Annotated in this window: 16 protein-coding genes; 2 read left to right on the plus strand and 14 right to left on the minus strand. The window is 34.2% G+C overall.

The features are described from left to right. Positions 1-82: 82 nt before the first annotated feature. From leuS to OOL01_RS00350, 11 genes are all read right to left on the minus strand, one after another. Positions 83-2,587 (minus strand): leucine--tRNA ligase, encoded by a 2,505-nt coding sequence (gene leuS, locus OOL01_RS00300; protein WP_264686850.1) that lies wholly within the window; start codon positions 2,585-2,587, stop codon positions 83-85. Between the two features lie 4 nt (positions 2,588-2,591). Continuing rightward, entirely contained in the window at positions 2,592-3,182 is a 591-nt protein-coding gene (locus tag OOL01_RS00305) for a murein hydrolase activator EnvC family protein (RefSeq protein WP_007302156.1), read from the minus strand. 52 nt (positions 3,183-3,234) lie between these two features. Further along, positions 3,235-3,561 carry a MerR family transcriptional regulator gene (locus OOL01_RS00310; RefSeq protein WP_010402982.1) on the minus strand — a complete coding sequence of 109 codons (327 nt, stop codon included), beginning with the start codon at positions 3,559-3,561 and terminating at the stop codon, positions 3,235-3,237. Beyond that, on the minus strand, positions 3,558-3,857 hold the full coding sequence (locus tag OOL01_RS00315; protein ID WP_007302154.1) for an integration host factor subunit alpha: 300 nt from the start codon (positions 3,855-3,857) through the stop codon (positions 3,558-3,560). Before OOL01_RS00315 ends, OOL01_RS00310 begins: the two co-directional genes overlap by 4 nt. A gap of 38 nt (positions 3,858-3,895) precedes the next feature. Further along, positions 3,896-5,092, minus strand: a complete 1,197-nt coding sequence (locus OOL01_RS00320) for an MFS transporter (protein ID WP_264686851.1) — start codon at positions 5,090-5,092, stop codon at positions 3,896-3,898. A gap of 306 nt (positions 5,093-5,398) precedes the next feature. Then, the gene (uvrB, locus tag OOL01_RS00325) at positions 5,399-7,333 is read right to left on the minus strand and encodes an excinuclease ABC subunit UvrB (protein WP_264686852.1); all 1,935 of its coding nucleotides are present in this window, start codon (positions 7,331-7,333) and stop codon (positions 5,399-5,401) included. 85 nt (positions 7,334-7,418) lie between these two features. Further along, a complete protein-coding gene (locus tag OOL01_RS00330) occupies positions 7,419-8,180 on the minus strand; it encodes a cytochrome c1 (protein ID WP_264686853.1) in 762 nt (253 codons plus the stop codon). Continuing rightward, positions 8,180-9,406, minus strand: a complete 1,227-nt coding sequence (locus OOL01_RS00335) for a cytochrome b (protein ID WP_264686854.1) — start codon at positions 9,404-9,406, stop codon at positions 8,180-8,182. Before OOL01_RS00335 ends, OOL01_RS00330 begins: the two co-directional genes overlap by 1 nt. 122 nt (positions 9,407-9,528) lie before the next feature. After that, entirely contained in the window at positions 9,529-10,701 is a 1,173-nt protein-coding gene (locus tag OOL01_RS00340) for an ankyrin repeat domain-containing protein (RefSeq protein WP_264686855.1), read from the minus strand. Between the two features lie 259 nt (positions 10,702-10,960). After that, positions 10,961-12,037, minus strand: a complete 1,077-nt coding sequence (locus OOL01_RS00345) for an ankyrin repeat domain-containing protein (protein WP_264686856.1) — start codon at positions 12,035-12,037, stop codon at positions 10,961-10,963. Positions 12,038-12,128: 91 nt separating this feature from the next. Further along, positions 12,129-12,380, minus strand: a complete 252-nt coding sequence (locus tag OOL01_RS00350) for a DnaJ domain-containing protein (protein WP_236607909.1) — start codon at positions 12,378-12,380, stop codon at positions 12,129-12,131. A gap of 169 nt (positions 12,381-12,549) precedes the next feature. Between OOL01_RS00350 and OOL01_RS00355 the strand changes: the two genes are divergently transcribed. Continuing rightward, the gene (locus OOL01_RS00355) at positions 12,550-13,122 is read left to right on the plus strand and encodes a NifU family protein (RefSeq protein WP_006015115.1); all 573 of its coding nucleotides are present in this window, start codon (positions 12,550-12,552) and stop codon (positions 13,120-13,122) included. Then, positions 13,119-14,342 carry a histidine--tRNA ligase gene (gene hisS / locus OOL01_RS00360; RefSeq protein WP_264686857.1) on the plus strand — a complete coding sequence of 408 codons (1,224 nt, stop codon included), beginning with the start codon at positions 13,119-13,121 and terminating at the stop codon, positions 14,340-14,342. Before OOL01_RS00355 ends, hisS begins: the two co-directional genes overlap by 4 nt. On the opposite strand, the gene surE is transcribed toward hisS, so the two are convergent. The 3 genes from surE to OOL01_RS00375 form a co-directional block, all read right to left on the minus strand. Continuing rightward, positions 14,339-15,109, minus strand: a complete 771-nt coding sequence (surE, locus tag OOL01_RS00365) for a 5'/3'-nucleotidase SurE (protein WP_264686858.1) — start codon at positions 15,107-15,109, stop codon at positions 14,339-14,341. The two genes, hisS and surE, sit on opposite strands and share 4 nt — an antisense overlap. 202 nt (positions 15,110-15,311) lie before the next feature. Beyond that, a complete protein-coding gene (locus OOL01_RS00370) occupies positions 15,312-16,022 on the minus strand; it encodes a hypothetical protein (RefSeq protein WP_264686859.1) in 711 nt (236 codons plus the stop codon). A 46-nt stretch (positions 16,023-16,068) separates the two neighbouring features. Beyond that, positions 16,069-16,749, minus strand: a complete 681-nt coding sequence (locus OOL01_RS00375; protein ID WP_264686860.1) for a hypothetical protein — start codon at positions 16,747-16,749, stop codon at positions 16,069-16,071. Position 16,750 lies beyond the last annotated feature (1 nt).

The following is a 16,750-nucleotide window of genomic DNA, read 5'->3' on the forward strand; positions in this document are numbered from 1 at the left end:
TATATCCTTTATATTAAAAAAGATATAACCTCATATCAAAAAAAGTATACCTACGAAATTAGGGACATGCTACTCAAAATTTTTATATAACTATGTTTACTACCTTATTTGGTACAGCATATATAGTGCGAATTTTGCTTTGATCGATTTTGTTAGATACAGAACCTGTTGCTATTTTCTTCAATTCTTCTTGAGGTAAATCAGTTTCTACTTTGATAGTCGCACGCAACTTTCCATTAATCTGTACTGCCACAGTTACCATATTATCAATTAGTAGTGATTCATCAGCTTGTGGCCAAGGCTTTAGATATAGCATACCTTCGCCTCCTATTTTTTGCCATAAATTTTCAGCCAGGTGTGGCATGAATGGCTCAATTACTCTGATTAGTATGCATATACCTTCATCAATAAGAGATTTTCCAGTTTTTACGTCTATTTCAGCTATTAAATTTGTCATTTCACGAAACTTTGCTACCACACAGTTTAATCTGCAGTTTTCCAAGTTATCTGTAAGCCCTTGCAATAGTTTATGGATTTTTTTTCTGTACTCTAGGAGTTTACCTACAATGTTTTCATTGTCATAGTGTATGTTTACGGGCCTAAGTTGCACTACCATACGCCACAATTTATTTATGTAGCGAAAACAACCTTCCACGCCATCATCAGACCATTCCATATCTTTTTCTGGGGGGGTATCGGATAATACAAACAAACGAGCAGTATCAGCACCGTATTTTTCTATGATAAAGTTTGGGTCAACTGTATTCTTCTTTGACTTACTCATCTTTTCGACTTTTCCAACTTGGATCTTAGCACCCTTCGCAATCAACTCTTTTGCTTTTTCGGGAAAGAGCCATTTGCCATTCTCATCTTTATAAGTTATATGGCAGACCATTCCTTGAGTGATTAAAGTAGAGAAAGGCTCTTTAACGTCAAAATAGCCACATTTAGTTAAAGCACGGCAGAAAAACCTTGAGTAAAGCAAATGTAGAATTGCATGTTCTATTCCACCTATGTAATAATCAACAGGCATAAAACGATTACAAGTATCTTTATTAATCGATTTATTTTCACTGCAAAATGCAGCAAAATACCAAGAAGATTCAAAAAAAGTGTCAAATGTATCAGTTTCACGTTCTGCTTGCTTTCCGCACTTTGGACAATCAACAAATTTCCAGGTTGGGTGCTTATCCAGGGGATTACCACCACTTGTAAATTCTACATCCGTTGGTAGAACAACAGGGAGGTCTTTTTCTGGAACTGGAACAATTCCACAATCTTTACAATGTATAATAGGTATAGGACATCCCCAATAACGTTGCCTTGAAATTCCCCAATCGTGTAGACGATAGTTTATTGTTTTCTTACCTATTCCTTTTTCTTCAAGTTTTTTTATGATTACTTTTTTTGCCTCATTAATCATTAGTCCGTTTAAGAATTCAGAATTGAACATCACTCCATCACCGAAGTACGGTTCTTTTAAGATCTCTGTGGTCTCTTCACAAACTACAGGAATAATCGGTAAACCATACTTCTGTGCAAATTCAAAATCACGCTGATCATGTGCAGGGCAACCAAAAATCGCACCTTCTCCATACTCCATCAACACAAAATTCGCTACATAAAGTGGCAACTCTTTATCAAGAAATGGGTGTTTTACGTTTAATCCAGTGTAAATTCCTATTTTTTCATCAATTGTCATTCCAGCGCGTGACGCTGGAATCTCATCTTTTTCCTGGATCCCAGTGTCGAAGCACTGGGATGACAAAACTTCAGGAGCATTTGGAAGTATGATATCCTGCACAATAGGATGCTCTGCTGCTATTGCAAGAAAAGAAGCTCCAAATAAAGTATGAGGAGAAGTTGTAAAAATCTTTAATTTCTTATTCAGGCTAACTATTTCAAATTCTATAATTACACCTTCAGATTTTCCTATCCAGCACTCTTGCATAGTTTTGACTTTTTCTGGCCAATTTTTTAAACTTTGCAGACAATGAAGCAAATCTTCAGCAAAATCAGTAATCTTTAAAAACCATTGGAATAACTTACGTTTTTCAACAACTGCACCTGATCGCCATCCTTTTCCATCAACCACTTGCTCATTTGCAAGCACTGTTTGGTCCACTGGATCCCAATTAACCCACGACTCTTTTCGATAGGCAAGACCATGCTTTAAAAAATCCAGAAAAAATTTCTGTTCGTGTTTGTAATAATCAGGCTCACATGTGGAAAGCTCGTGATTCCAATTGTAGGAAAGACCTATAGATTTTAGCTGTGCACGCATATTGTCTATATTCTCTTTTGTCCACGCTGCAGGGTTAATATTATTGTCCCTTGCTGCATTTTCAGCTGGTAATCCAAACGCATCCCAGCCAATTGGGTGCAAAACCTCAAATCCATGAGCTCTCTTGTAACGTGCTATAACATCTCCTATTGCATAGTTACGCAGGTGCCCCATATGAATCTTACCAGATGGATATGGAAACATTTCCAACACGTAACATTTCTTCTTTTTACTATCTTTGCTTACAGAAAAATCCCACTTATTTTGGTAGAATTTTTCAACGTTTTTAAAATCATATTTCATAAATTCAATCACAGTTTATATGTACTAAAGGATCGACTGCTTGACCATTATGCCTTATTGTGAAACACATCTGCGGATCTTTATCTTGTGTGCTTGATTTACCTGCAGATCCAATTACTTGACCTTGTTTTACTTTATCACCAATTTCAACTTGTATGTTTTTTAAATAGGAGTACATAGTCATGTAATTATCTTTATGTTCCACTATAATTAAATTTCCGTACCACCTCAGGCCTTTGCCTACGTATATTACTTTGCCAGGTGCAGAAGCAATAACCTTTGTTCCACTTTGAGCAGTAATTTTTATGCCATCTTGACATATTTTATCAGAAGAGGTAACTGCACCTTTAACCGGTATTACAAATTTACACATGCTTTGTGCATTATTGTTATATACCTTATCTACAAAGGCTTTTCTACTTTCTTTTCGCAGCGAAGAATCAACATTTTCTTTAATCAAATGATACTCCCTTGTGTACTCTAGGTCTCTTTTCCCATAAAATTCTTCGCCTTTAAGTAGTACAGGTGCAGGTTTTTGCAGGCCACAGCTTATCAGTATTGCTGATAATATAAAGAACAAGGCTATACGACACATACACTTATCTCTAGATATATCAACTTTCACAAAACTTTATAGTGTTTTTCGTCTATTTATTACTTTCTTCATTTATTTTATCAGTCAAATAGTCTCTTAAATCGGTAAGTTCTTGCAACAAATTTCTTGAATAATGATCAATTCTTACATCGTTACCAAATTCCTTTTGTACTCCTTTTATTGTATATCCTTTGTCATATAGCATATATTTTATTTTCTTTATTGCCTCTATACACTTATGATCATATAGTCTTCTTCCCTTCCGTTTTATGGGTTTAATTTGATGGAATTGACTTTCCCAGAATCTTAAAACATGCTGCTCCAAATGTAGTTCTTCAGCTACTTCTCCAATTGTGTAAAATAATTTTTCCTTATTCATCGGTTGTTTATTAATTTCTTCATCATTTTTGAAGGTCTAAAAGAAATTGATTTTCTCGCTTTAATTACTACCCTTTCCGATGTCTTTGGTATATTTCCTGGTCTTTCTTTCTTGTTTTTAACCAAAAATGTTCCAAATGAAGATATTTTTACTATTCCATCCTTTGCTAAGCTCGTTTTTATCTCATCCAATATATCATCTATTATTGCAATAGAGTCTTCTTTCGATAATCCAATTTCCTGGTTTATACATTCAGCTATTGTTGCCTTAGTTACTGTTGTGTCTTTTGTTGTCATAATTTATTACAGTATGTTAATATAATATAACAATCGACTCAAGATTCAGCTACTATATTTTTATAGTATGTTTCTTTTGTAGCGTAATTAAAAATACTAGCAAATGTTAACATTGCAAATATTGTGAAAAGCGCCATTTGATGATCTGAAAAAAGTGCTAAAATTGACACTAAAATTCCACTCATAACAAACATAAATCCATTGATAATGGATGATGATGTGCTAATATACTTCTGCTCAACAATCTCACTACCAACAGTAAAATTAAGCATATGTCCTCCTGCAAAAAAACCAAACATTAACATACAAAAGTATATAATATGAACTGTTAAATTACCGCATAGTAAAATAATAGCTGAAATACTTTGCAATGTGGCAAAAGCAGAGATTACGTGCCTTCTATTTTTAAATAGATTTGAGATTAGATCTGCAATTGGAGCACCAACTGCAAGACCAAGCCACAATATTGCAGTTGCCACACCTAACTCCATTGTATTGAGTTCTAAGTTGCTTAGTAACCTTGGTGCCCACAGCATATTAAGCGCTAAAAATGTTCCAAAAGTAATAGCACCCACTATTGAGGTTATCCAGATATCTCTTAATTTTAGCACTGTTAGTACAGAACATATTACTGTTTTTATAGAGCTCTTTATTGTGTATTCCCCCAAATTTTTTTTTGAAAGTCCTTTCGGATAAAAAAACATAAGTACAAATATCGATACGCCAAATAATATTACGCATACAATAAGATTTTTCCAATCTGCACCTTCGGCAAGCAAGCTAGAGAAGCACATTTGAATCATCAAAGCAGAAAGACTTGAAATTGTCTGCACTAGTGAGAACATCAGTCCAAATTGAGTAAGGGGAAAATATGTGCTACTTACATGAGCAGCGCCAATAAAACCAAACGATGCTCCAATTGCGATCAAAAATTGAGATAAAATTAAATGGGCAAAATTGTCACTCTTGATAAGGACAAAAAAACCAAAGAGCATGATTGACAATGAGAAAAAATAAATTTTTTTGCTGGAAAAAACATTAAACATTGCCCCACTAAAAAATTGTGAGATAGCAAAAGTCCAAGTATATGCTGAATTAGCTAGTGCAACTTGCGCGATTGTGAGCCCAAGTTCTTTTTCAAGATTCACGCTTATAAAGGTGTAGATTATCTGCATATTGCTGAATACAACAATCAAGTTACTGATTAGCCAAATGAACCAAGCTTTATTTTCCATAAGATTTTTTATAAATAGTCCATTGATAATAAACCTCTTTTAGGCTCTGATTATTGTTAAAACAGTTGCAATTATAGTATGATATAAAAGCTATGAAACAACAAATTTGTTGTGAGATTTAATTTGTTAGAGTCTGTACATAATCTCAAGAAAGAAATAAGTTCAACAATCATTACCTATAAGATAAAAGGTGAAAATTTGAAATTATCATGAACTGGCTCATTTTTCTGCCACTTAGATGATGTTTTTTCAAATTGTTGATAAATCAAAGTCAGTTTAGCTATTAATTATTCATCTTTTTTCTAATTATGCAGTGGATCTATTATTAAACCTTTCAATAATACTTTTTATTTTTGCTGCCTCTTCAAACTCTAAATTTTCAGCATGCTTCAACATTTGTTTTTTCAAACTGCTTAGATCATTCTGACTAAAATCCTCAATCACCACTTTTTCCCGTAAAGTATTTGATATAGGCTTTATTATAGTTTTTGGTACAATATTATGCAGTGTATTATGCTCTGTCTGTTTCTTTCTTCTCCTTTCAGTTTCTTTCAGTGCACGATCCATAGAATTAGTAATTTTGTCTGCATATAAAATTACTCTGCCTTCAACATTTCGTGCAGCACGACCTATCGTTTGAATGAGCGAAGTCTCTGATCGTAAAAACCCTTCTTTGTCAGCATCTAAAATTGCAACCAATCCACACTCGGGAATATCAAGACCTTCCCGCAACAAGTTAACGCCAACAAGAACATCTATTTCTTTAGATCTTAATTTGCATATAATTTCAATTCTTTCCAGTGCACCAATATCTGAATGTAGGTAAGTTACTTTCATACTGAGCTCACTCATATGCTCAGCTAGTTTTTCAGCCATTTTTTTTGTCAATGTGGTAATTAGAATACAAAACCCTTTTTTTATCGTCACTTGTGCCTCATGAATCACATCATCAACCTGACTCCCTGTTGGTTTTATGATGCAGATGGGATCTGTCAGTCCTGTTGGGCGGATAACTTGCTCTATAAATGCGTGATTAGTCTTTTCTAATTCATATTTTCCTGGAGTAGCCGAAACGTAAATAGTCTGTGGCCGTATTGCCTCCCACTCTTCCAATTTTAATGGACGGTTATCAAAAGCAGAAGGTAGCCTAAAACCATAATCTATCAATTTCTTTTTACGTGCTTCATTACCGCTATACATTGCACCTATCTGGGGAACGGTTACATGGCTTTCATCAACAAATAAAATTACATCTTTAGGTAAATACTCAAACAATGTAGGCGGTGGATCTCCGGCTTTCATTCCGTAAAGATAACGCGAATAATTTTCAATACCTTTACACACTCCCGTTGCTATCATCATTTCAATATCAAAATTAGTACGCTGCTCAAGGCGTTTTGCTTCAACAATTTTGTTCTGTGAATAGTAATAATCCAGGCGTTCATGTAGTTCTTTTTTAATCAATTGAACTGCTTGCAAAAGAGTCTCACGTGATGTAGTGTAATAGCTATTTGGAAAAATGGTGACTGTATCTATGCGTCTGATAATATTGCCGTTCATGGCATCAATCTCAGAAATTTCCTCTATTTCATCACCAAACAATGATAAACGCCAAGCTTTATTTTCATAATAGGCAGGAAATATATCAATAATATCGCCGCGCACTCTGAAATATCCTCGCTCAAATCTGACATCAGAACGTTTATATTGGAGATTAACTAAATTATTCAGAAAGTCATTAACATGAATCTTATCTCCAGCACTTAAAGTCAAGGTCATGCTGAGATAGCTCTCAGGCGAACCAAGACCATATATACAAGAAACACTCGCAACTACAATCGTGTCCCTACGCTCCAAAAGAGAGCATATAGCAGAATAGCGTAGCATATCAATTCTTTCATTTATTAAAGAGTCTTTTTCAATATAAGTGTCTGTTTGTGGCGAATAAGCCTCAGGCTGATAATAATCATAATAAGAAATGAAGTATCCAACAGCATTGTGAGGGAAAAATCCTCTCATCTCCTCGTAAAGCTGCGCCGCTAAAGTTTTATTATGTGCCATAATTAATGCAGGCCTGTTTGTTCTTGCAATAACATTTGCCATAGTGAAGGTTTTTCCAGAGCCAGTAACTCCAAGCAAAACCTGATCTCTTTTATTACTATTTAACCCTGCAACTAAGTTGTCTATTGCCTGTGGTTGATCTCCAGCTGGCTGAAAATGTGTAACTATTTGAAATTCCATACCTTTATATTTTCATAATGTATTTATTACTATACAATACATTTGCTAGTGTAAATAAGGTATGAAAGAATGAACATAAAAAACTCTATTTTTTCTTTTTATAGAGCCTGCTCCAAATCCTGTTGTTGGTTAATACAAAAAACACCGTCAAAATTATAAAATATGTCACTATTTTTAGCCCAAGTTTATGTCGGCGCTCCAGTTCTGGCTCTGCTGCCCATTGTAAGAAATTTACCACATCATATGCCATATTTTCAACTGTGGCTTGCCTTGTACCATCATATTCTACCATTCCTTCAGAGAGTGGTGGTGCCATAGCTAACCTGCCTGTTGAAAAATATGGATTAAAATATAAACCGTTCTCATCATGTTCACCGTTTTGATAACCAATTAGTAGTGAATAGACATAATTTCCACCATCATGTCTTGCTTTGACAATTAATGATAAGTCCGGTGGAATTGCTCCATTGTTGCTTGCTGCAGCTGCTTCTTTTGTATCAAAAGGTGCAATAAAATAATCCGAAGACACTCCCGGCCTATCAAACATTTCACCCAAATCATTCGGACCATCTTTAACTTGGTAAGAGGCTGCAATTTGTTTTACATCCTCTTCAGAAAAACCAACATCTTGCAAATTACGAAACGCTATTCTATTCATTGAATGGCAAGCAGCACAGACTTCCTTGTATACTTTATAGCCACGCTGAATTGACTCTCTATCGAAAGATCCAGTAATTCCATCAAAACTCCAGTCGATTTTCTTATTTGGTAAAGGTTTAAACTCCTCTGCAGACAAAGAATTAGTGAGAAGTAATATACAAAATACAGCAACTTTAACCAACAGCATCACTTCATCTCCGGAACGGAATCGCTTATTGTTTTTGGTAATTTTTTTGGTTTCTCATACTTACTAAGTAAAGGTAAAACTATCACAAAATATGAAAAATAATAAAGAGTTGAGAGCCTACTTAAAGTAATGTAAGGCTCCTTAACTTCTTGTCCCCCAAGCCAGGCAAGAAATGCAAAATTTATTGCAAAAACCCAAAAAAATTTCTTAAATAATGGGCGATAAGCACCACTTTTAACCTTTGATTTATCAAGCCAAGGCAAAAGAAACCACACTAAAATAGATCCAAACATGGTAAGTACACCAATAAGTTTATTTGGAATTGAACGCAGCATCGCATAAAAAGGTAAGAAATACCACTCTGGCACTATATGTACTGGAGTTACCATAGGATCAGCCTCTATATAATTATCAGGATGCCCAAGATAATTAGGGGCATAAAAAACAAATGCAAATAAAATTATAAAAAATAAACCAAAAGTTATGCAGTCCTTTGCTATATAGTAAGGATAAAAAGGAATGGTATCCTTATCTGACCTGACTTCTATTCCACTTGGATTATTAGAGCCAAACCTATGCAGAGCAACAACATGCAACATAGCTAAAGCGATAATAATGAAAGGCATAAGATAATGCAGCGCAAAAAAACGATTGAGCGTTGGATTATCAACAGAGAAACTTCCCCATAGCCATATAACTATTTTATCACCAATTAAAGGTATAGCCGAGAATAAATTAGTTATAACTGTTGCACCCCAAAAACTCATTTGTCCCCATGGAAGAACATATCCCATAAAGGCAGTTGCCATCATTGCAAAAAATATAAATATGCCAATAAACCATACCATTTCTCGCGGTCTCTTATAAGATCCGTAATATAATCCACGCATGATATGAACATAGACCACCATAAAGAAGAGCGACGCCCCAACAGCATGAGTATAACGTATCAGCCATCCATAACTTACGTCACGCATTATACGCTCCACACTATTAAATGCATGATCAACATGCGGAGTGTAGTGCATGGCAAGAAATATACCTGTTATTATTTGTAAAATCAGCGCTATACCAGCTAAAGAACCAAAATTCCAAGCATAATTTAAATTTTTTGGTACTTGATAAGAAGCAGTATGTTTTAGAAAAGAAAATATAGGCAGTCTATACTCTACCCAACCTAATATACCTTTTTCTTCTATTATTTCTTTTTTGCTATCATCTTCCATAACTTAAAGCTTTGTCATCTTAACTCATTGTATTGTAACAATTTAACGCTAATAAACAATAAAAAGTTTAAGTTTAAAGAGTAGATTTCACAAAAACAAGCACTCAAATTTGAGTGCTTGTTTTAAAGGGATTTTTGATGACATACACCTTTAGATATTGTTGAATTGCTTAATGAACTTCGAGGACATTGATAAAGTTTTTCACACTTACTAAGTGCCGTCTCGAATTTTTTTTCTATAATGTCAAGTTCTCTTTCTTTATTTTTTTCTGCTGTCAAAGGTGAATCGTCTAGTGGCCTAAAATGTTGTTTTCTTGTGAACTTACTTATTGCTAAAGCAGTTAGCAGAACTGTTCCATTACAATCAATTTGTGAAGAACCAATAGGACTTCCAGTTAAATGTGCAACAGATTGCTGTACAGTAGGTAAAGCAGGAGCGCTGCTGAATAAGCAACTGATGGTGGTAGTTATCCAACTAAATATACTATTAATAAAAGAAGAAGGTTTTACTGCATTGCTTGCAGTGCTGCTAACTTCTTCAAAATTTTCTCTGATAAGAGTGAAGGAAGAATTCACTGTTCTACTTGCCAAGTCTGTGGTATTACTAACTTCCAATTCTATCTTGATTGCTTTGGTAGGGAACAATGAAAGATTCGCTGCACTACTTACAGAATCTGTGGCGTCATTAGCATCTAACCCTACCTTAACACCTGCTTTTATAGAAGTTAATTTTGCTTCACAATCATCTTCAGTAGCACTGCTCAATACAGATTCTATCTCTTGAATTTTACTATTGCTATTACATCTATCTTTTCTATAACCTCCAACAACATCTAATGCTGTTTTGCCGTACTGACTTTGAATACTAGCATCAGCACCTCTACAGAGTAGGAGTTTTACCATATCTAAATGACAATGGTTAAATGCTAAGTACAAAGGTGTAAAGCCTTTATAATTTGTAGCATTGATGTTAGCATCACGATCAAGTAAAAACTGTGCTATTTCTAGTTTGCCATTAATAGCAGCAATGTGTAAGGGAGTACTCAAATATCGACTGCTAATAGTAGTATTAACATCAGCACCACTGTCACACAAAAACTGCAATACCTTTAAGTTACCTATGTAAGTAGCAGAATGCATAGGCTTCATACTATATTTTTCATTATTCAAAATCTCATTTTTTATGTGTCTATGTTCTGCCTCTTTAATATATTCTTTAACTTTCTCAAAATCATCTCTGTTTATAGCAGAAAATAATTTTTTTCTCAGGCTCTCAATTATTTCTTGTCTTTCCATCAAATACCTCCTAAAAGACAACGTTCCCGGCTCTATATCACACAATTTAGTATGTGCAAGTGAAATTTACAGAGAAAAAATTTCAATAGTTAAAAATTAGGTCTTCAGCAATCTATCACTTTAACTTTCGTACAAGACATGCTGAGCTTCCTTATTCAAATTTTTTTGCTCTTAATAAGAAGCAATATGCTTTAGAAAAGGAAATAAGGGATAAGTTTTGTAAATAAGCACTCGAATTCTAGTGCTTATTTTAACTGATTTAGAGGGACTTTTGATGCATACCTTTAGATATCGTTAAATTGCTTAATGAACTTTCAGGACATTGATAAAGTTTTTCACAACTACTAATTGCCGTCTCGAGTTTTTTTTCTATAATAGAAAGTCTTGTCAGAGGTGGATTGTCCAGTAGCCTTGAATACTTTTTCCCTGTGAACTTTTTGACCACTACATCAACTAGTAGAGCTGTTGCATTAAAATCAACTTGTGAAGAACCAATTGGGCTACCAGCCAAGTGATCAACAGATTGCTGTGCAGGAAGTAAAGTAGGAGCACTGCTGAATAAGCCATTGAGTGTGGCAGTGGTTACCCAACTAAATATACTATTAATAAAAGAAAAAGGTTTTACTGCACTGCTTGGTGCAGGATCTGGAGTATCACCAGCTTTCAATCCTATCTTAGTATTTGCCCTGGTGGAGGCTGAGAAAGGGTTCGCTGTACTACTTGCTGCATCTGGAGTATCACCAGCTTCTAATTCTAACTTAGTATTTATTCTAGCAGAAAGTAATAGTTCTGTACAATTATTTTTATGAAATCTTAACACAGCTAAGAATATTTTTTTTATGTCACAGCCATCACTGCAAAGACTTTCATAACCTGGAATAACCTCAAATGCTATTTTGCCATTTGTACTTCTAATGTTAACATCAATATTATGATCAAGCAGAACTTTTGCTATATCTAATCGACAATGATAAAGTGCTAAGTGTAAAGCTGTAAAATTTTGCATTCCTTGAAAGCTAGTGTTGCCGTGAATACAATCAAATACAACTTTCTCCATATCATATGTTACAATAATGGATACGGAAGGAACAATGCACGCATCACTCACAGCATTAACACGAGCACCATTGTTAATCAAAAACTGCAATATCTTTGAGTTAGCTCTGTAAGTAGCAAAATGTATAGGTGCCATGCCATATTGCTTACCATTAATAATATCATTTTGTACACCTTTAATCTTTGCCTTTCTAACACATCTTTTAACTTTCTCAAAATCAAGTTTGTTTATAGCAATAAACAATTTATTCCTTAACTCTTCTATTCTGTATTTTCGCATCAAATACCTCCTATCAGACAACGCCCTTGGCTTTGTATCACATGATTTAGTATTTACAAGTAAAATTTACAGAGAAAACAATAGTTAAAAATTAGGTCTTTAGCAATCTATCACGTGCTGCGTTTAACTTTTGTGCAAAATATTCCGAGCCTCCCTTGTCTGGATGGACCAGTTTCATTAAATTTTGGTATGCCTTATTGATTTCATTTTGGCTTGCCTCGGAATTCAGCCCCAGTATTTTTAATGCTTCATCTTTGGACATATTATCACCAGTGTAATTTTTGGTGTAACTTTTACTGCTGTTAAATTCGTTCAAAAACTTACTTAATATAGAGTTCATCATAAAACTTATGTTATTTCTCTTTGCCAAAAAGAGAAAAAATACAACAACGCTAGGTAAAACAAACGTGATTATTGTGAATATCAAAAAAAGGAAGAAGATGAATGACATGTATATTTTTTTATCATTTTATGATTAAATAGTAACAATTATAATTGTCATGGTAAATAACATGTTTATCCAGATTGAAGAAACACCAAACCCAAACACGCTGAAATTTCTTCCTGGTTTTGAAATTCTGAGCGAAGGAGAAACAGCTGATTTTTCAAATGCAGATGAAATAAAGAACTCCAAACTAGCAGTAAATCTTTTTCAAATAGAACATGTTGTAAGAGTATTTTTTGGTCATGATTTTATTTCGGTAACAAAATCAGATAGAATGAATTGGGATATAGTAAAGGTGGAAATTTTAACTACAATTATGGATCACTTTACTTCTGGTGGAAAAGCATTTGATAAAGAAGGAGTAAGTGATAATAAAATGCTAGAGGAAGAATTCTTTAATGAAAATGATATAGAAATTGTAAATAGAATAAAAGAATTGATGGAAAGTTATATTAAACCTGCAGTTGCTCAAGATGGTGGTGATATCAAGTTCCGTGGCTATAAAGACGGAATAGTTTACGTTGAACTGCAAGGAGCTTGCTCTGGGTGCCCAAGTGCTGCAATTACCTTAAAACAAGGAGTGCAGAATATGCTAAGCTATCACATACCAGAAGTTTCAGGTATAGAGACTATGCTATGACTAATCAAACAGTTAGAGGAACAAAAGATCTCCTGTTTGATGAATGGTACAAGTTTAAACACATAGAGCAAACAGCAAGCAGAATCTCAAGTTTATACGGCTTTTTACCTGTTCAAACTCCGATATTTGAATACACAGAAGTCTTTACAAAGACTTTAGGTGATAGCTCAGATATTATCACTAAAGAGATGTATACTTTTATTGATAAAGGGGGAAAGAGCATAACTCTGCGTCCTGAGTTCACTGCAGCTATTGTTAGGTTACTCATTGAAAAAAAACTGCAAACGCCGATAAAATTATTTTCAATAGGGCCTGCATTTCGCTATGAAAGACCGCAAAAGGGAAGACAAAGGCAATTTCATCAGATAAATTTTGAGGTTTTTGGCATAGAAGATCCAAAAGCTGATATTGAATTGATATCACTCGCTCAGCACTTACTAACTGAATTTGGCATCAATAAAAATGTAAAGCTGGAAATCAACTCTCTGGGTGATAGTGAAACAATAACTCAGTATAGAGAAGCTTTGATATCGTATTTAAAAAAGTTTCAAAATGACCTATCAGAAGATAGTCAAAATAGATTGATTAAAAACCCACTCAGAATATTAGACTCTAAGGATAAGACAGATAAAGAAATAATCTCTGACGCACCAAAAATCAGTGATTATTATACAAAAGAATCTTCATATTTCTTTGACCAGGTGTTAAATGGACTGCAAGCTCTTGGCATACCTTACACTGTAAATAGCAAATTAGTTCGAGGTCTAGACTATTATTGTCACACAGTATTTGAATTTGTCACAGAAGATTTAGGTGCACAAGGAGCAGTTTTTGCCGGTGGAAGATACGATAATCTAGTATCTTCAGTAGGTGGAAAACACACTCCAGCAATAGGATTTGCAGGGGGGATTGAGCGTATAATGGAATTAATCAACTATGCTGAAAAAAAAGAGAGGCCTATTTATATAATTCCAATCGGTGGAGAAGCTGAAGAACATGCTCTAACACTTGCAAGTGAATTACGCAGAAATGGTTTATATGTGATTTACGAATATAGTGAAACTCTAAAAACCCGAATGAAAAAAGCAAATCAAGCAAATGCAAAAGTTGTATTAATCTTTGGTGATGAAGAGCTAAGCAGTAAAACTTTAAAAATTAAAAATATGGACACGGGTGAAGAAAAAATGATTGCTCGCGATAAAACCGTAGAAAATATCTAATCAGAAGCAATAGGAGTGTTAGCTATAGAAGAAAATTCCTCTGCACAAGAATTTTTCATAGCGTTTAATATATCATAATCTGTAAAATCTAATTTTATCGGTGTAATAGTAATAAAACCTCCTTTTATTTTATCTACACTACCACTGCCTGAGTGTTCCCGAGACCAATTTAAGCTCAAAGAACCATTTAAGTTTTCAGTAAAAGTTAAATCACCATCAATGTTATATTCACCTTGTTCAGCAAATTCGACCCCTTTCACTTTTTCTGTAGCAGGAAAATTTATACTCATCACTATATCTTTAGGCCAACCAACTTTCATTAGCTTGCTGATAACCTTTGGTGCAAAAACTTTTGTATTGTTCCAGTCTATTTTATCATGATAAACTTGGCTCAGCGCAATAGAAGGTATAGATCTTGCAGCACCTTCCATTGCAGCACCGATTGTGCCTGAATAACAAATATCATCTCCGACATTTGATCCAATATTTACTCCAGATAATATTAAGTCTGGTTTCTTATTCATAATTTTATTTAACGCGATAATAACACAATCTGCGGGAGTACCAGACATACTAAACTCCCTTTCACTATGTTGGTTTATTCTAATAGATTGTTTCACTGGGTAATCAAGAGATCTTGCAGATCCACTCCTGTCAGTATCTGGTGCCACTATCCATACTTCCGATGCAAAATTGTGTGCAATTTCTTTAAGTAGTCTTATTCCTTCACTTTCAAAACCATCATCATTTGTTATCAATATTATCATATGTAATACTCACCTATCAAAGTATACTAATGAGGTTTGAAGTTTCTTTTCATAACCATAACAAAGAACCTGCTATAAATCAATAAGGAAAAATTAGAAGATGGCCAGATTGCCATCGTTTAGTTTGCTATGAGTTAACTGCAAATACCAATTTTAGCTTCACGCCTAACTCACAATCAAAGCTTAGGCAAGTCTCAGAGCTCTAAGCAGCAGAGAATTTTGTATGCCCTGCAAAAAATTCTTTCATCTTTTCAAGATAAGTAGATGGTTCTGCAGGAACTTCTATCTCATTTATCTGATAAGATATTGCTGCATCTATGACTTCATCTGTTATTAATTCTCTCAGCCTTTGTTTTATCTGTCCTCTACGAATATGTTCTCCATAGTCATTATAAAACTTCACATATAACTCTTTCAATACAAATTCTTTTATAGCACTTCTCATATGAGAAATTCCATCCTTTACTTCATCATTTGCATTGCTCAAATCCACTTCAGAACCTGGCGAATATAAGTCATCAAAATTTTCTTTTAAAATCTTTATTTTAAAGTAGTGCTTATCTACAGATTGCTCAAGAAATTTTTTAGTAGCATTACCTGCCAACTCTCCTATTATCTGAGGTTCTAGTTGAGCTGCAAAATTATTTTCTGCTTCAAGGCCACTTAATGCATAAATGATACGATTAAGCATTCCAGGACCACATTGGCGATTACTTTCCTCAAAACGAACCAGCAATATGGATTTCAACAGCTCTACATCTGCATTTTGCTTTGTTGCTGCAATTAAAACTAAATTTATGGCCTGTGTTAATGTCAGTCCGGTTTTAGAATCTACCCATCTTACCCATTCTCCTTCTCTATAATTATCTACCTTCAAATAAGGTGCTATCAGTTCTTTCTGAGGATTTGTCAAACCTCTTATATAACTTTTAAATTCTTCATTCAGCTCGTTTGACGGACTACCATATTCTTTTTAATTTTTTGGCACACTCAATAACGCTTTGCTCAAAACTTCTAGTATGAACATTCTGATTACCAGTACCTACATCACTTACATTAAACAAAAAGCTCATTTGCTTTACACTTAAACCCAGAGGCGAGAAGAGCTTTATTAATGGATACTTTATTAACTCAAGAAGTGCTACTGGGATCAATAATATAGTATTAATAAGCACTAAACATATTCTAAGACCCAACGCTCTACTATTTGATAATGTTCTGCTAAGCTCTGATATCTTCGATGAACAATACAAAAATGGTAATTGGATACAATATATTGAGTATATAGAAAAAAATAAAATCTTATCTTTCAACCCTATTGTCGGGTCATTATATACTTCAGAAAAAATGTTATCATCACTATTTTCATTTTTGAAAGATTGATAGCTACTTGTAATCTTTTCTGTAAAAATAGAACAGAGCTTATGCAGTCCGTAGCACAAAACACAAGTGGCAAGTAAAACTGCAAGTGTTCCAAAAACAGCTAACACCTCACTTGAAGTTTTGGCAAGAAGGAATGCATAAAGCGCATCAATAAAGATCTCAAGTAAGTAGTCAAATAAAAAAATTGCTCCAATAGCAGCACCAACTAATAGAACATACCCACAAACAACCAAAAATGTTTTTAACCTCGGATTCATA

Origin of the sequence: Wolbachia endosymbiont (group B) of Rhopobota naevana, from assembly GCF_947250615.1 — a bacterium.
Taxonomy (GTDB): domain Bacteria; phylum Pseudomonadota; class Alphaproteobacteria; order Rickettsiales; family Anaplasmataceae; genus Wolbachia.

Bases quoted from the DNA above. Each gene is read 5' to 3' on its own strand.
- leuS (WP_264686850.1), bottom strand. From the start codon at position 2,587: ATGAAATATGATTTTAAAAACGTTGAAAAATTCTACCAAAATAAGTGG.
- OOL01_RS00305 (WP_007302156.1), bottom strand. From the start codon at position 3,182: ATGTGTCGTATAGCCTTGTTCTTTATATTATCAGCAATACTGATAAGC.
- OOL01_RS00310 (WP_010402982.1), bottom strand. From the start codon at position 3,561: ATGAATAAGGAAAAATTATTTTACACAATTGGAGAAGTAGCTGAAGAA.
- OOL01_RS00315 (WP_007302154.1), bottom strand. From the start codon at position 3,857: ATGACAACAAAAGACACAACAGTAACTAAGGCAACAATAGCTGAATGT.
- OOL01_RS00320 (WP_264686851.1), bottom strand. From the start codon at position 5,092: ATGGAAAATAAAGCTTGGTTCATTTGGCTAATCAGTAACTTGATTGTT.
- uvrB (WP_264686852.1), bottom strand. From the start codon at position 7,333: ATGGAATTTCAAATAGTTACACATTTTCAGCCAGCTGGAGATCAACCA.
- OOL01_RS00330 (WP_264686853.1), bottom strand. From the start codon at position 8,180: ATGCTGTTGGTTAAAGTTGCTGTATTTTGTATATTACTTCTCACTAAT.
- OOL01_RS00335 (WP_264686854.1), bottom strand. From the start codon at position 9,406: ATGGAAGATGATAGCAAAAAAGAAATAATAGAAGAAAAAGGTATATTA.
- OOL01_RS00340 (WP_264686855.1), bottom strand. From the start codon at position 10,701: ATGGAAAGACAAGAAATAATTGAGAGCCTGAGAAAAAAATTATTTTCT.
- OOL01_RS00345 (WP_264686856.1), bottom strand. From the start codon at position 12,037: ATGCGAAAATACAGAATAGAAGAGTTAAGGAATAAATTGTTTATTGCT.
- OOL01_RS00350 (WP_236607909.1), bottom strand. From the start codon at position 12,380: ATGATGAACTCTATATTAAGTAAGTTTTTGAACGAATTTAACAGCAGT.
- OOL01_RS00355 (WP_006015115.1), top strand. From the start codon at position 12,550: ATGTTTATCCAGATTGAAGAAACACCAAACCCAAACACGCTGAAATTT.
- hisS (WP_264686857.1), top strand. From the start codon at position 13,119: ATGACTAATCAAACAGTTAGAGGAACAAAAGATCTCCTGTTTGATGAA.
- surE (WP_264686858.1), bottom strand. From the start codon at position 15,109: ATGATAATATTGATAACAAATGATGATGGTTTTGAAAGTGAAGGAATA.
- OOL01_RS00375 (WP_264686860.1), bottom strand. From the start codon at position 16,749: ATGAATCCGAGGTTAAAAACATTTTTGGTTGTTTGTGGGTATGTTCTA.